Source organism: Cellulomonas biazotea (assembly GCF_004306155.1).
Classification (GTDB): domain Bacteria; phylum Actinomycetota; class Actinomycetes; order Actinomycetales; family Cellulomonadaceae; genus Cellulomonas; species Cellulomonas biazotea.
Window position 1 is genome coordinate 1 of record NZ_BIMR01000102.1, and the last position, 13,559, is coordinate 13,559.

At 74.5% G+C, this 13,559-nt stretch carries 13 protein-coding genes; 4 read left to right on the plus strand and 9 right to left on the minus strand.

Features of this window, described 5'->3' with window-relative positions; translation table 11 throughout:
* Positions 1 to 65: 65 nt before the first annotated feature.
* The 4 genes from CBZ_RS08220 to CBZ_RS08235 all read right to left on the minus strand — a co-directional run bounded on the left by CBZ_RS08220 (position 66) and on the right by CBZ_RS08235 (position 4,419).
* Positions 66 to 1,112 carry an ABC transporter substrate-binding protein gene (locus CBZ_RS08220; protein ID WP_246013164.1) on the minus strand — a complete coding sequence of 349 codons (1,047 nt, stop codon included), beginning with the start codon at positions 1,110 to 1,112 and terminating at the stop codon, positions 66 to 68.
* Between the two features lie 124 nt (positions 1,113 to 1,236).
* Positions 1,237 to 2,169 (minus strand): phosphoribosylaminoimidazolesuccinocarboxamide synthase, encoded by a 933-nt coding sequence (locus tag CBZ_RS08225; RefSeq protein ID WP_130781087.1) that lies wholly within the window; start codon positions 2,167 to 2,169, stop codon positions 1,237 to 1,239.
* A gap of 156 nt (positions 2,170 to 2,325) precedes the next feature.
* Positions 2,326 to 3,621, minus strand: coding sequence for a phosphoribosylamine--glycine ligase (gene purD, locus CBZ_RS08230; RefSeq protein WP_130781088.1), 1,296 nt, complete (start codon positions 3,619 to 3,621; stop codon positions 2,326 to 2,328).
* 150 nt (positions 3,622 to 3,771) lie between these two features.
* Positions 3,772 to 4,419: a winged helix-turn-helix domain-containing protein gene (locus CBZ_RS08235; RefSeq protein ID WP_130781089.1), complete on the minus strand. Its 648-nt coding sequence runs from the start codon at positions 4,417 to 4,419 to the stop codon at positions 3,772 to 3,774.
* 77 nt (positions 4,420 to 4,496) lie between these two features.
* On the opposite strand from CBZ_RS08235, the gene CBZ_RS08240 reads away from it, so the two are divergent.
* Complete coding sequence (locus tag CBZ_RS08240; protein ID WP_130781090.1) at positions 4,497 to 5,825, plus strand: MFS transporter; 1,329 nt, start codon at positions 4,497 to 4,499, stop codon at positions 5,823 to 5,825.
* 61 nt (positions 5,826 to 5,886) lie between these two features.
* Here CBZ_RS08240 and CBZ_RS08245 read toward each other — a convergent pair whose 3' ends face one another.
* Together CBZ_RS08245 and CBZ_RS08250 are read right to left on the minus strand one after the other, a co-directional pair.
* The gene (locus CBZ_RS08245) at positions 5,887 to 7,173 is read right to left on the minus strand and encodes an adenylosuccinate synthase (protein ID WP_130781091.1); all 1,287 of its coding nucleotides are present in this window, start codon (positions 7,171 to 7,173) and stop codon (positions 5,887 to 5,889) included.
* A 171-nt stretch (positions 7,174 to 7,344) separates the two neighbouring features.
* Positions 7,345 to 7,773 (minus strand): DUF3151 domain-containing protein, encoded by a 429-nt coding sequence (locus CBZ_RS08250; RefSeq protein WP_130781092.1) that lies wholly within the window; start codon positions 7,771 to 7,773, stop codon positions 7,345 to 7,347.
* Positions 7,774 to 7,942: 169 nt separating this feature from the next.
* Between CBZ_RS08250 and CBZ_RS08255 the strand changes: the two genes are divergently transcribed.
* Positions 7,943 to 8,314 carry an STAS domain-containing protein gene (locus CBZ_RS08255; protein ID WP_130781093.1) on the plus strand — a complete coding sequence of 124 codons (372 nt, stop codon included), beginning with the start codon at positions 7,943 to 7,945 and terminating at the stop codon, positions 8,312 to 8,314.
* A 38-nt stretch (positions 8,315 to 8,352) separates the two neighbouring features.
* Here CBZ_RS08255 and CBZ_RS08260 read toward each other — a convergent pair whose 3' ends face one another.
* On the minus strand, positions 8,353 to 10,518 hold the full coding sequence (locus CBZ_RS08260) for an ATP-binding SpoIIE family protein phosphatase (RefSeq protein WP_246013166.1): 2,166 nt from the start codon (positions 10,516 to 10,518) through the stop codon (positions 8,353 to 8,355).
* A gap of 113 nt (positions 10,519 to 10,631) precedes the next feature.
* Between CBZ_RS08260 and CBZ_RS08265 the strand changes: the two genes are divergently transcribed.
* The gene (locus tag CBZ_RS08265; protein ID WP_373862156.1) at positions 10,632 to 11,066 is read left to right on the plus strand and encodes an STAS domain-containing protein; all 435 of its coding nucleotides are present in this window, start codon (positions 10,632 to 10,634) and stop codon (positions 11,064 to 11,066) included.
* Positions 11,067 to 11,189: 123 nt separating this feature from the next.
* Here the strand turns inward: CBZ_RS08265 and fbaA are convergent, their stop codons facing one another.
* Positions 11,190 to 12,212, minus strand: coding sequence for a class II fructose-bisphosphate aldolase (fbaA, locus tag CBZ_RS08270; RefSeq protein WP_130781094.1), 1,023 nt, complete (start codon positions 12,210 to 12,212; stop codon positions 11,190 to 11,192).
* 223 nt (positions 12,213 to 12,435) lie between these two features.
* Between fbaA and CBZ_RS08275 the strand changes: the two genes are divergently transcribed.
* Positions 12,436 to 12,729 (plus strand): hypothetical protein, encoded by a 294-nt coding sequence (locus CBZ_RS08275; protein WP_130781095.1) that lies wholly within the window; start codon positions 12,436 to 12,438, stop codon positions 12,727 to 12,729.
* 104 nt (positions 12,730 to 12,833) lie between these two features.
* Here CBZ_RS08275 and CBZ_RS08280 read toward each other — a convergent pair.
* On the minus strand, positions 12,834 to 13,559 hold a 726-nt coding region (locus CBZ_RS08280; protein ID WP_246013167.1), incomplete at its 5' end, for a TrmH family RNA methyltransferase.

The following is a 13,559-nucleotide window of genomic DNA, read 5'->3' on the forward strand; positions in this document are numbered from 1 at the left end:
TGGGTGCACGGTACGGAACGCGGGCGCCGCGACCGGCCGGGTCGGGCCGGTCGCGGGCGTCCGGGTCAGACGTTCGCGGCGCCCGCGGTGATGAGCGGCAGGTAGGCGTCGAGCGCCCACGGCACGGACAGCGGCGTCGCGACGGACACGGCCATGCCGAGCTGGCGGTCGAGCATCGGGACGTACGCGCCCTTCGCGAACGCGGGGATCTGCGCGAACAGCGGCTGGGCCTCGGTCGCGGCCTTCTCGGCGTCGTCGTTGAACCACGTGAACAGCAGCTCGACGTCGGAGATGGTGTCGGCGTTCTCCAGGCCGAGCTCGGCCGCGAACGTGCCGGGGGTCGCCTCGAGGTCCGCGACGGACGGCGCGAGCTCCAGGCCGAGGCCCGTGAGGAGCTCGACGCGCGGGTCACCCGGCAGGTACACCGACAGGCTGCCCGGCTCGGAGGCGTACACGTAGGCGAACTGGACGCCGGCGAGCTCGGGGTGCGCGGCCGCGGCGGCGTCGATCGCCTCCTGGCGGGCGTCGAGGAGCGGCTGGGCCTGCTCGGGGACGCCGAGGGCCTGGGCGATGATCGTCACCTGGTCCTCGAGGGTCGTCTGCCACGGCTCGCCCGGGTAGGCGACGACGGGCACGAGCTCGGAGAGCTGGTCGAACACGTCCTGCTCCATGCCGGACTGCGGCGCGAGCACCAGGTCGGGCTCGAGCGCGACGACCGCGTCGATGTCGAGCGGGTACGCGGCGATGGTCTCGGGGAGCTCGGCGTCGCGCTCCTCGACGGCCTCGCGGAACCACGGCTGGTAGCCGTCCGCGTCGCCGCCCCAGGTGTCCGCCTCGACGCCGACGGGGACCGTGCCGAGGTCGAGCGCGATGTCGGCGGCGCCCCAGCCGAGCGTGACGACGCGCTCGGGCTTCTCCTCGATGGTCGCGGTGCCGAGCGCCGACTCGATGGTCACGGGGAACGTGGTGCCGTCGGACTCCGTGCTGCCGGGCTCCGGCGTGGCGGTGGCGTCGTCGTCGGTCGAGCCGGAGCACGCGGCGAGCGCGAGGGTCAGCGCGGTCGCGGTGACGACGACGGCGGTGCGGCGCAGGTGGCGCACGGGGGCTCCCATCGGTTCGGGGGTCGGTGCCGGCGCGGGATCGCCCGTCGGCCAGCGTATGAGGCAAGCCTAACCTCAGCCTGACCCTCGTGGTCGGGACGGTGCTGTCGCCCTGCTCACACCCGGACGGGCGCCGTCAGAGCGGCAGCGGCGCACCCGTCAGGCGCTCGAACGCGTCCAGGTACCGGCCGCGCGTGCGCTCGACCACGTCGGCCGGCAGCGCGGGCGGCGGCGTGTCGGACGCCCGGTCCCAGCCCGACGCGGGCGACGTCAGCCAGTCGCGCACGAACTGCTTGTCGAAGCTCGGCTGCGCACGCCCCGGCTGCCAGGCGTCCGCGGGCCAGAACCGCGACGAGTCGGGGGTGAGGACCTCGTCGCCGAGCGTCACCGCCCCCGTCGTCGGGTCGGTCCCGAACTCCAGCTTCGTGTCGGCCAGGATCACGCCCCGCTCGCGCGCGATCGCCTCCGCCCGCGCGTACACCGCGAGCGTCAGGTCCCGCAGGGTCGTCGCCGCGTCCTCGCCGACCTGCGCCACGACCGTGGAGAACGGCACGTTCTCGTCGTGCTCGCCGAGCTCCGCCTTCGTCGCCGGCGTGAAGATCGGCTCCGGCAGGCGCGACCCGTCCACCAGGCCCGCGGGCAGCGGGATGCCCGTGACCTCGCCCGACGCCCGGTACTCGACCAGGCCGGAGCCCGTCAGGTACCCGCGGGCGACGCACTCGACCGGGAACATCGCCAGACGGCGGCACACCATCGCGCGACCCGCGACGGCTGCGGGGACGTCCGTCGACACGACGTGGTTCGGCACCAGGTCGGCGAGCTGCCCGAACCACCACAGGCTCAGCTGCGTGAGCACGACACCCTTGTCGGGGACACCCGGCGACAGCACGTGGTCGAACGCCGACACCCGGTCGCTCGCGACGACCAGGACCACGTCGCCGTGCTCGGCGGTGATCGCGGCACCCGCCGCGGAGTCGTCCGGGACGTACAGGTCCCGGACCTTGCCGGAGTACGTGTGCGCCCAGCCGGGCAGCGTGACGGACGGTTCGGGCGCGGCGGCGAGGGTCACCGGCCTAGTGTGACGCGCGCGGCACGACCTCCGTGCACGACGTCCACCTGCCGGGGCGTGGTGACGGCAGCACCGCGTCGGCAGGGCTGTCCGGCGGTCGCGGCCCTCAGGACCGCCCTGCGGTCACGCCCCTCGGCTGCAGACCGACGGTGGCCGTCAGCCTGCCGCGACGGCCGCCGCGATGTCGGTGCGGTGGTGCGACCCGTCGAGCTCGACCTGCGCGACCCCCGCGTAGGCGGCGGCGCGCGCCGCGGCGAGGTCGGGACCGGTGCCCACGACGGACAGCACACGACCGCCCGCGGACACGAGGTGCCCGCCCGCGACCTGCGCGTCGTCGTCGCCCGCGGCGTTCTGCCGCAGCGCCGTCCCCGCGTGCAGCACGTGCACACCGGGCAGCGCCTCGGCGTCGTCGAGCCCGCTGATCGGGTCGCCGTCGCGGACCGTCCCCGGGTAGCCGTGCGACGCGACGACGACCGTCACGGCCGCGTCGTCGCGCCACCGCAGCGGCGCGAGGTCGCCGAGCCCGCCCGTGGCGGCGGCCAGCAGCACCCCGGCCAGCGGGGTCGCGAGGCGCGGCAGGACGACCTGCGTCTCCGGGTCGCCGAAGCGTGCGTTGAACTCCACGACGCGCAGACCGTTCGACGTCAGCGCGAGGCCGCAGTACAGGACCCCGACGAACGGGGTGCCGCGGCGGGCCATCTCGGCGACGGTCGGCCGGGCCACCGTCTCGACGACCTCGTCGACGAGCCCGGCGGGCGCCCACGGCAGCGGCGAGTAGGCGCCCATGCCGCCGGTGTTGGGGCCGGCGTCGCCGTCGAGCGCGCGCTTGAAGTCCTGCGCCGGGACCAGCGGGACGACGTCCGTGCCGTCGGACAGCACGAACAGCGACACCTCGGGACCGTCGAGGTAGTCCTCGACGACGACCCGGCCGCCCTCCTTGGCCAGGCAGGCGAGCGCGTGCGCGACGGCCTCGTCGCGGTCGTCGGTGACGACGACGCCCTTGCCCGCGGCCAGCCCGTCCTCCTTGACGACGTACGGGGCGCCGAACGCGTCGAGGGCGGCCTCGACGTCCGCGGCGACGCTCACGACGCGCGGCTCGGCGGTCGGGACGCCCGCAGCGGCCATGACGTCCTTCGCGAAGGCCTTCGAGCCCTCGAGCTGCGCGGCGGCGGCGGACGGGCCGAAGACCGGGATGCCCGCGGCGCGCACCGCGTCGGACACGCCCGCGACGAGGGGGGCCTCCGGGCCGACGACGACGAGGTCGGCACCCAGCCCGGTGGCGAGCGCGGCGACCGCGGCGCCGTCGAGCTGGTCGACGTCGTGCAGCTCCGCGAGCGCTCCGATACCGGGGTTGCCGGGGGCGGCGTGCAGGGCCGTGACGGCCGGGTCGAGGGAGAGCGCGCGGACGAGGGCGTGCTCACGGGCACCGGTGCCGACGACGAGGATCTTCACGGGCGTCGAGCCTACCGACGCCGCCGCCCGGACCGCGGTGCTGTCCGACCGCCGGGCGGTGCCGCCCTCCGCGCCGGTGGTGAACGCCGGTGGTGAACGCCGAGGGCGGACGGCGGGAGCGGACGGCGGGCGGGGCGAAGGCGGTCGCGGTCAGCCCTCGGCCTGCGGCGTCGCGCTGCCCTCCTCGTCGGACAGCGGCAGCGGCAGGGCGTCGAGGTAGATCCGGTAGCGGCGGCGGCCGTCGGTCTCACCGGCGTCGCGGCGCTTCTTCGCGGCGTCGACGTGGCGGTCGAGGACCTGCTGCACCTCGGCGATGAGGTCGTGCGCCTCGGTGGGCGTGAGCTCGGTGGTGATGCGGTCGTTGATCTGCGCGTCGTCCCATGCGGGGTCGCGCTCGGACGTCATCCAGCGCGTGAGGACGTCGGCGCGGTCGGCGACGACCGACTGCAGCATGATCCGCGCGGCGGGGGCGGTCGCCGGGTCCGCGAGCATCGCGCGCCCGTCGATGCTGAAGCCGATCGGCTTCCACCAGCGCTCGCGGCCGCCGGTGTGCTCGGGGTCGTCCTCGACGAACCCGAACCGTTCGAGCTGGCGCAGGTGGTAGCTCGTCTGCCCGCTGCTCTCCCCCAGGGCGCGGCCGAGCTGGCTCGCGGTGGCGGGTCCTCGCTCGCCGAGCAGGTTGTACATCGCGATGCGCAGCGGGTGCGCGAGGGCCTTGAGCGCCTCGGGCGTGATGGGGCGCTCGGCGAACAGCGCCGGGGTCGCGGCGTCGTCGGCGGGGGTCTTGCGCTCGGCCATGTGCAGAGATACCTTTGCAAAGTCTTCTCTGCAAAGAACTCTTTGCAGAACTTCCTCTTCGATCCTAGGGGCGCACGATGAGCACGCAGGGGAACACCGCCGCCGAGCCGCTCGGCCGCCGTTTCACCGCCGCACTCGGCGCCACCGGCGCCGCCAACCTCGGGGACGGCGTCCTCGGCCTCGGCGTCCCGCTCGTCGCCCTCACGCTCACCCGCTCCCCCGGCCAGATCGCGCTCATCACCGCCGCCGTCTGGCTCCCCTGGCTGCTGCTCGGACTCGTCGGAGGCGTCGTCGTCGACCGGCAGGACCGCCGCGTCGTGCAGATCGTCGCCATGGTCGTCCGCGCCGCCGTCCTCGCCGCGACCGTCGGCCTCGTCGCCACCGACCGGCTCACCATGACCGCGCTCGTCGTCGTCGCCCTCGTCTACGGCGCGACCGAGGTGTTCGCCGACCTCGCCGCCGGAGCGCTCGTCCCCGACCTCGTCCCCCGGTCGCGGCTCAACGCCGCCAACGGCCGCACCATGGCCGTGCAGACCGTCACCAACTCGTTCGTCGGCGCACCGGTCGCCGGGGCCGTCCTCACGCTCGGCACCGGGTGGGTCTTCGGCGTCCCCGCCGCGCTCGCCGTCGCCGCCGCCGTCCTGCTGTGGCGCGGCATCCCCGGCCGCTACCGGCACGCCGCCGCGACCACCGAGCGCCGGCACGCCGGACGGGAGGTCGTCGAGGGCGTCACGTTCCTCGCCCGGCACCGCGTCCTGGGCCCGCTGCTGCTGTCCGGGTCGCTCATGAACATGGCCAGCACCGGCTACTTCGCGGTCTTCATCCTCTGGTGCGTCGGCCCCGGGTCCGTCCTGGGCCTGCGCGCCGAGCACTACACGCTGCTCGCCGCGACCCTCGCGGTCGGCGCCGTCGCCGGCTCGTTCGTCGCCGAGACCCTCACCCGACGCGTCGGCGAGGTCCGGCTCATGCTCGGCTGCTGGCTCGTCAACAGCGCGCTGCTGCTCGTCCCCGTCGTCGTCCGGACCGTCCCCGCGCTCGTCGTCACCCTGCTCGCGCTCGGCCTCACCAACACGATCGGCAACGTCGTCTCCGTGTCGATGCGGCAGCGGATCGTCCCCGCGACGATGCTCGGCCGCATCGGCGGCGCCGGCCGGACGCTCGGCTACGGCCTCATGCCCGTCGGCGCGCTGCTCGCCGGGTTCGTCGCCGAGCAGTGGGGCCTCGAGGCCGTCCTCGTCGGCGGGACCGTCGTGTCGGTCCTCGCGACGCTCGGGTCGATGGCCGTCGTCCGGCAGCGTGACGTCGCCGCCGCCGAGGCCGCCGTGCGCGCCGACGACCACCCGGACGGCGACCGCACCGACGACGCCCCGGCTGCCGCCCCGACACTGGCGGACGCCGCCGCCTGACCCCGCAGACACCGACGGCGCCCGGCCACGGGAAGGGGCGGGCGCCGTCGGTCTGCGTGCGTCAGCTCAGCAGGTCGTGCCGGACGATCGTCGCCTCACGGCCCGGGCCGACACCGATCGAGGAGATGCGGGTCCCGCTGATCTCCTCCAGACGCAGCACGTAGCGCTGCGCGGCGTCGGGCAGGTCGTCGAACTCGCGGGCACCCGTGATGTCCTCGGTCCAGCCGTCCAGGTACTCGTACACCGGCTTCGCGTGGTGGAAGTCCGTCTGGTCGAACGGCATCTCGTCGTGGCGCGTGCCGTCGACGTCGTACGCGACGGCGACCGGGATGCGGTCCTTGCCGGTCAGGACGTCGAGCTTGGTGAGCACCAGGTCCGTGAGCCCGTTGACGCGCGCGGCGTACCGGACGACGACCGCGTCGTACCAGCCGGTCCGGCGGGGGCGGCCCGTCGTGGTGCCGAACTCGCCGCCCGTCTGCCGCAGCCACTCGCCGTCGGCGTCGTCGAGCTCGGTCGGGAAAGGCCCCTCGCCGACGCGCGTCGTGTACGCCTTCGCGACGGCCACCACGCGGTCGATGCGGGTCGGTCCGACGCCCGAGCCCGTGCACGCGCCGCCCGCGGTCGCCGACGACGACGTGACGAACGGGTACGTGCCGTGGTCGATGTCGAGCATCGTCGCCTGGCCCGCCTCGAACACGAGGGTCTTGCCGGCGTCGAGCGCCTGGTTGAGCACGAGCGGGGTGTCCGCGACGAACGGGCGGACACGCTCGGCGAACCGCAGCAGGTCCTCGACGGTCTCGTCGACCGTGATCGCGCGCCGGTTGTAGACCTTCACCAGCAGGTGGTTCTTCTGGTCGAGGGCTCCCTCGACCTTCTGCCGCAGGATCTTCTCGTCGAAGAGGTCCTGCACGCGCACGCCGGTGCGGTTGATCTTGTCGGCGTACGTCGGGCCGATGCCGCGGCCCGTCGTGCCGATGCGGCGGCTGCCGAGGAACCGCTCCGTGACCTTGTCGAGCGTGCGGTTGTACGGCGCGATGACGTGCGCGGCCGACGAGACCAGCAGGCGCGACGTGTCGACGCCGCGCGCCTCGAGCGCGTCGATCTCCTGGAACAGGACCTCGAGGTCGATGACGACGCCGTTGCCGATGACCGGGACGACGCCGGGCGACAGGATGCCGGACGGGAGCAGGTGCAGCGCGTACTTCTCGCCGCCGACGACGACCGTGTGGCCGGCGTTGTTGCCGCCGTTGAACTTCACCACGTAGTCGGTGCGCGACCCGAGCTGGTCGGTCGCCTTGCCCTTGCCCTCGTCGCCCCACTGGGCGCCGAGCACCACCACTGCAGGCATCTGTCACCACTCCCACCTGCCTGCGATGCGGGGACGCACGGCGGAGACCGACCCGCAAAGGGCGGCGCTTGCACGTGGACCCGGGCACGGGCGGCAGTGACCCGGTACCTCCGAGAGGGTACCGGACGGTCAAGGAACGGTCATGGCCGGGCTCACGCCTCGGCCGGGGCGTCACCGCAGCGCGGCGACCTCCTTGGCGGACGTCCCCGAGTCGGCGAGGAACTGCTCGCACCGCTGCGCCTCCTCGGTCTCCCCGATCGCGTCGGCCGCCTCCGCGAGCGCGAGCAGCGCGCGCAGGAACCCCTCGTTCGGCGTGTGGTCGGCCGGGATCGGGCCCCGCCCGCGCCAGCCCGCGCGGCGCAGCGCGTCCAGGCCTCGGTGGTAGCCGGTCCGGGCGTACGCGTACGCCGCGACCGGGTCGCCGTCGTCCGCGAGGGCCCGCTCGGCCAGCAGCGCCCAGACGAGCGACGACGCGGGAGCGACGGGGGCGGCCTCGCGCGGGGACCTCCCCGCGGACAGCGCTGCACGCGCGTCGGCGTCGGGGCCGTCGGCCGGCAGGCGGGTCGGGGCGGGACCGTCGAGCAGGTTCTCGTGGCTCATCGGACCAGTGTCCCCCGACCGGCGCGCGGGTGGGCCGTCCGGGGGATCCGGTCGCGTGTCCAGGTGCTCCGGATGCGGGTCCCTGGGAGCGCAACTACAGTCGACCCGCCGGACCCCCTCCCGGCGCCCCGCAGGCGCTGGGTCGCCCCTCGAACCCGGTGGACCCCACATGATCGAGATCTCCACGTCGGCGACGACGACCACGCTCGTCATCACCGGCGACCTCGACCTCGCGGAACGCGACCAGTTCCCCGAGGTCGCCGCCCGGGTGGTCGGCCTGCGCCGCCAGCTGCTCGTCATCGACATGTGCGGCGTGACGTTCATGGACTCGACGGGGGCCGCGTTCCTCATCTCGCTGGCCGACGCGAGCCGCAAGCGCGGTGGCGCGACCGTCCTGCGCGGCGCCGACGCGCGCGACCTGTTCGTCATCGAGATCTGCGGTGCGATGGAGCTGTTCCGCATCGACCCCGACCACCGCTGCGCGCACGGCACGCTCGGGTCGGGCTTCGTGCAGCCCGACGGCGCACCCGCCCCGCACTGACCGGGCGACCTCGCGGGCCGGACGTCGCCCGCGGGACGTCAGCCGCGCGCGGTGGGCGGCAGCTGCCCCGGCCGCACCTTCGCCCACACGAGCTTGCCGCCGCGCGACTGCCGCCAGCCCCAGTCCGCGAGCCGCTCGACGATCTGCATGCCGAACCCGCCGACCCGGCCGGGGTGGCCGTCGGTCGTCACCGGCGGTGCCGGGTTGCCGTCCTCGACCTCGATCCGCAGGCCGTCGCCCGTGTCGTAGAGCTGCAGCGAGACGTGTCCGTACCCGTGCAGGACGGCGTTCGCGACCAGCTCGGAGACGACGAGCTCGGCGTTCGCGGCGTCGGGGATCTCCCACGCCTGGCAGGTGCGGACCACCGCGTGCCGGGCGCGGCCGATCGACGCGGGCTCGCTCGGCAGCGACCAGCGCCGCCGCCGCGGGCTGCGCGCACGCTCCACCAGGTCGCCCGGGTCGGGCACGCGCACGACGACGACGGCCACGTCGTCCTCCGGGTGGTCGGCGAGCCGCGACAGCAGCTCCTCCCCGATCCCCGCGGCGTCGCGTGCCGTGATCCGGGACGACACGTCGGCCAGCGCCGCGAGCCCGTCGCGCAGCCCGCGGTCGCGCCGCTCGATGAGGCCGTCGGTGTAGTAGACGAGGACGTCCCCCGGCTCGAGCTCGACGGAGCTCGTCGAGCGGCCGGAACCCCCGAAGCCGATGAGCGCCCCGCCCGCGCCGCGCAGCTCGGTCGCGACGCCCTTGCGGACGTGCAGGACCGGCAGGTGCCCCGCGCGCGAGTAGTCGAGCCGCCAGCCGCCCTCGCGGCGGGTCAGCGTCGAGAGGACCAGACCCGCCGAGCGGGGGACGCGCATGCCCGCGACGAGCTGGTCGACCCGCTCCAGGACCGGGCCGGGCGTCGTGATGTCGAACGAGTAGGAGCGCACGACCGACCGGAGCTGCCCCATGGTCGCCGCGGCCTCGACGTCGTGCCCCACGACGTCGCCGATGACGACGCCCACGACGTCCGGCGCGATCTGCAGCACGTCGTACCAGTCGCCGCCGACCTGCACGTTCTCCGAGTTCGGCGCGTAGTACGTCCACACGTCGAGCCCGTCGACCTCGGCCTGCTGCGGCAGCATCGCGCGCTGCAGCGTCTCGGCGAGGCGGTGCTCGCGGTCGTACAGGCGGGCGTTGTCGAGCACGAGCCCGACGCGGCGCGCGGTCAGCTCGAGGACCGTGGTCGTCGACGGCTCGACGCCCCGCAGCCCGCCGCCGCCGCGCGGCAGGACCGCGAGCAGGCCCAGGACGCGCCGACGTCCCGGCACGGGGTAGACGACGGCACGCCGGTCCTCCGGCAGCACCGTGCCACCGCCCGACGGCCGGTAGCCCTCGGTGCCCACGTGCTCGGCGAGCCACGCGGACGCGCTGTTCTGCGGGTAGCCCGCGTCGAGCTGGATCTCGACCGGCCGGTCACGGTCGCCGTCGAGCAGCAGCTGCACGACGTCGGGCGTCGACGGGCGCGGCGCCCGGCCGTCGAGGCGGTAGACGTCGCCGCCGTGCCGGTGCCCCTTGCCGCTCGGCGGGTGCGCGGGGTCGACGCCGTCGGCAGCCCGCAGGCCGCGGTCGTTGAGGAAGAACCCCGCCCACGCGACGACCCCGTGCCGCAGCAGCATCGCGATCTCGCGCAGCGCGTGCGGGTCGTCCACGTCCATGAGCAGGTCCGACACCTGCGCGATGAGGCCCAGGCTGCGCCGCTCGCGCCGCTCCGCCTCGACCAGCGCCGCCTGCTCCGCGTCGTGCGAGAGCTGCTCCGTCATGTCCTGGAAGGCGGCCACCCAGGACGTGGGCGTGCTGCCGTCGTCGGTCGGCACGGGTGCGAGGTGGACCTGGCACACGAACCGGGTCCCGTCGCCGCGCCCCAGGGAGAAGGTCGGCGTGAACGGCTGCCCCGCCGCGAGCGCCGCGGCGAGCTGCCCGGCACGCACGGGGTCCTGCTCGAGCTCCTGGCGGACGGCCGGCTCGCGCGCCAGCGCGCCCTCGACGCCGTACCCGAGCGACCGCACGAACGCGTCGTTCACCCAGACGACGGACAGCATCCCGTCCCGCGACTCGAACAGCGCCATCGGGACGGCGGTCGCGGCGAGCGCTCGTGCGTGCAGGTCGACGGCCTCGTCGACCGTCCGCTCGACGGTCGTGGCGGGCCCCGCCGTCGACACCGGATCAGCGTGGGAGTTGACCACCACCACCTCCGATCGTCTAGCGTGCCGAACGGGCGAATCGTCGGGCCCTCGGCGAAGACCCGTGGACTGCCAGTACCAGAAGGAGCACCGTGGGCGACGGTAACAGCAGCATCCCGGACGAGTCGGCGAACCCGACCGACGCGGGAGGCCGGGTCGTGGGTGAACCCGGGGCGGTGCACGTGATCGTGGGGACCGACCGCACGCGCATCGTGCTCTCGGGCGAGGTCGACGCCGACCTGGGGCCCGAGCTGCAGGAGGCGACCGCCGAGGCGGAGCACGTCGGCCTGCCGATCGAGGTCGACGCGCACCACGTGACGTTCATGGACTCGTCGGGCGTCGCGTTCCTCGCGCGCCTGTCGATCCGCAGCCAGCACCGCGTGCGCCTGCTGCGGGTCCCGCCGACCGTGCGGTTCCTGCTCGAGGTGACGCGCATCGGCGAGCTGCTCGACGTCGTCGAGGAGGACGACGAGAGCGCGTTCCAGCCGGTGGGCGACGCGCCCGCGGACGGCACGCCGACCCCCTGAGCGACGCCCCGGCACGCCGGGCGGACGTCCGCGGGCGACCGCACGGCCGACCACCGGACGCCGGAACGACGACGGGCCCCGACCACGTGAGTGGCGGGGCCCGTCGTCGTCAGGACCGCAGGGTCAGCTGATGCGGTTGCCCGCCGAGCGGAGCTGCTGCGCCGCCTCGACGATGCGCTGCGCCATGCCGCCCTCGGCGAGCTTGCCCCACGCACGCGGGTCGTAGGCCTTCTTGTTGCCGACCTCGCCGTCGACCTTCAGGACGCCGTCGTAGTTCTTGAAGAAGTGGTCGGCCACCGGACGGCTGAACGCGTACTGCGTGTCCGTGTCGATGTTCATCTTGATGACGCCGTTGTCGACCGCCTCGGCGATCTCCTCGGCCGTCGAGCCCGAGCCACCGTGGAACACGAGGTCGAACGGCGACTCCTTGCCGACCTCGGCGCCGACGGCCTTCTGGATGTCCGCGAGGATCGACGGGCGCAGCTTGACGGCACCCGGCTTGTAGACGCCGTGCACGTTGCCGAACGTGAGGGCCGTCAGGTAGCGGCCCTTCTCGCCGGCGCCGAGCGCGCGGACCGTCGCGAGGCCGTCCTCGGCCGTCGTGTAGAGCTTCTCGTTGATCTCGGCCTCGTGGCCGTCCTCCTCGCCACCGACGACGCCGACCTCGATCTCGAGGATCGTGCGGGCCGCCTGCGAGAGCTCGAGGAGCTCGGCGGCGATGACGAGGTTCTCCTCGAGCGGGATGTCCGAGCCGTCGAACATGTGCGACTGGAACGTCGGGTTCTTGCCGGCCTTGACCTGCTCGGCCTCGAGCAGCAGCAGCGGGCGGACCCACGAGTCGAGGTTCTTCTTGACGCAGTGGTCGGTGTGGATCGCGACGGTGATGCCGTAGCCCTTGGCGACCTCGGCGGCGTAGGCCGCGAGCGCGAGGGAACCGGCGACCCGGTCCTTGACCGTCGAGCCGGACGCGTACTCCGCGCCGCCGACGGAGACCTGGATGATGCCGTCGGACTCGGCCTCCGCGAAGCCCTGCAGCGCGGCGGTGACGGTCTGGGACGACGTGATGTTCACGGCCGGGTAGGCGAACTTGCCCGCCTTCGCCCGGTCGATCATCTCGGCGTAGACCTCGGGGGTGGCGATGGCCATCTGCAGCACTCCTGCGTTTCGTAGGGCGGTGTCGCCCACAGTTTGCCACTGCTCGACGAAGGACCGGTCGGGACGTCCTGCCCACGGACACCGGTGGCGGTCGTGCACGGCCGGGACGTCGTGCCCGCGTCGAGGTCGCTGGTCCGTGCCGAGGTCGCCGGTTCCAGCCGACGACCTCGGCGCGGGCTGACGACCTCGGCCCGTGGGCTGCGACGATGGCCGGATGACCGGGACTGACGACGTCGTGGTGTCCGCGCTCGCCATCAACGTGACGATCCCCGAGGACCTGCAGTGGACCGACTCGCGGCGCGGGGAGGAGTTCCGGCTGCTCACCCTCAACGTGCGGCTGCTGCCCGACGGGACCCTCGCCGCGAAGGCGTACGGGCGGCCCGTGGCCGGTGGGCGCGGCGCGTACGTGTCGTTCCGCGTGCCCGACCGGCCCGAGCTCGCGGCGCTCGTCGCGGCCGCGGCGGACCGGGCGTCGGGGCTGTGGGCGGGGCACCGCGGGCTGGGCTGACGCGGGTCGTCGCCGGTCCGGTCGCGGGTCGTCGCGCCAGGCGGGCGGTCAGGCTGGCGGTAAGGCGGGCGGTCAGCCTGGTGGGCCGTCAGGCGGGTGGGCCGTCAGGCGGGTGGAGGGCCCGCGTGCCGGGCGACCCACGCGTGCATCGCGATCGCCGCGGCGGCACCCGCGTTGATCGACCGGGTCGAGCCGAACTGGGCGATGTGCAGGACGTCGACGGCGGCGGCGCGCGCGGCGTCCGACAGGCCGACGGACTCCTGGCCGAACAGCAGGACGCACGCGCGCGGCAGCGGGTAGCCCTCCAGCGCGACAGACCCGGGCAGGTTGTCGACGCCCAGGACCGGCAGGGCGGCACCGTCGGGTCCCGCCGTCGCGGCCCACGCGAGCAGGTCGTCGACCGTCGGGTGGTGGCGGACGTGCTGGTAGCGGTCGGTGACCATCGCCCCGCGCCGGTTCCAGCGGCGGTTGCCGACGACGTGCACCTCGGCGGCGAGGAACGCGTTCGCGGTGCGGACCACCGAGCCGATGTTGAGGTCGTGCTGCCAGTTCTCGATCGCGACGTGGAACGGGTGCCGGCGCGTGTCGAGGTCCGCGACGACCGCCTCGAGCGTCCAGTAGCGGTACCGGTCGACGACGTTGCGGCGGTCGCCGTGCGCGAGCAGGTCGGGGTCGTAGCGGGGGTCGAGGTCGGCGGTGCCGGGGACGCGCGGCCACGCGTCCGGGCCGCCGGGCCACGGGCCGACGCCGACGTCGTCGACGACCCGCCCGTCGGCCGCGGCGTGGCCGGGTCGGGCGGGTGCCGCGGCGTGGCCGGGCCGGCCCGGTGC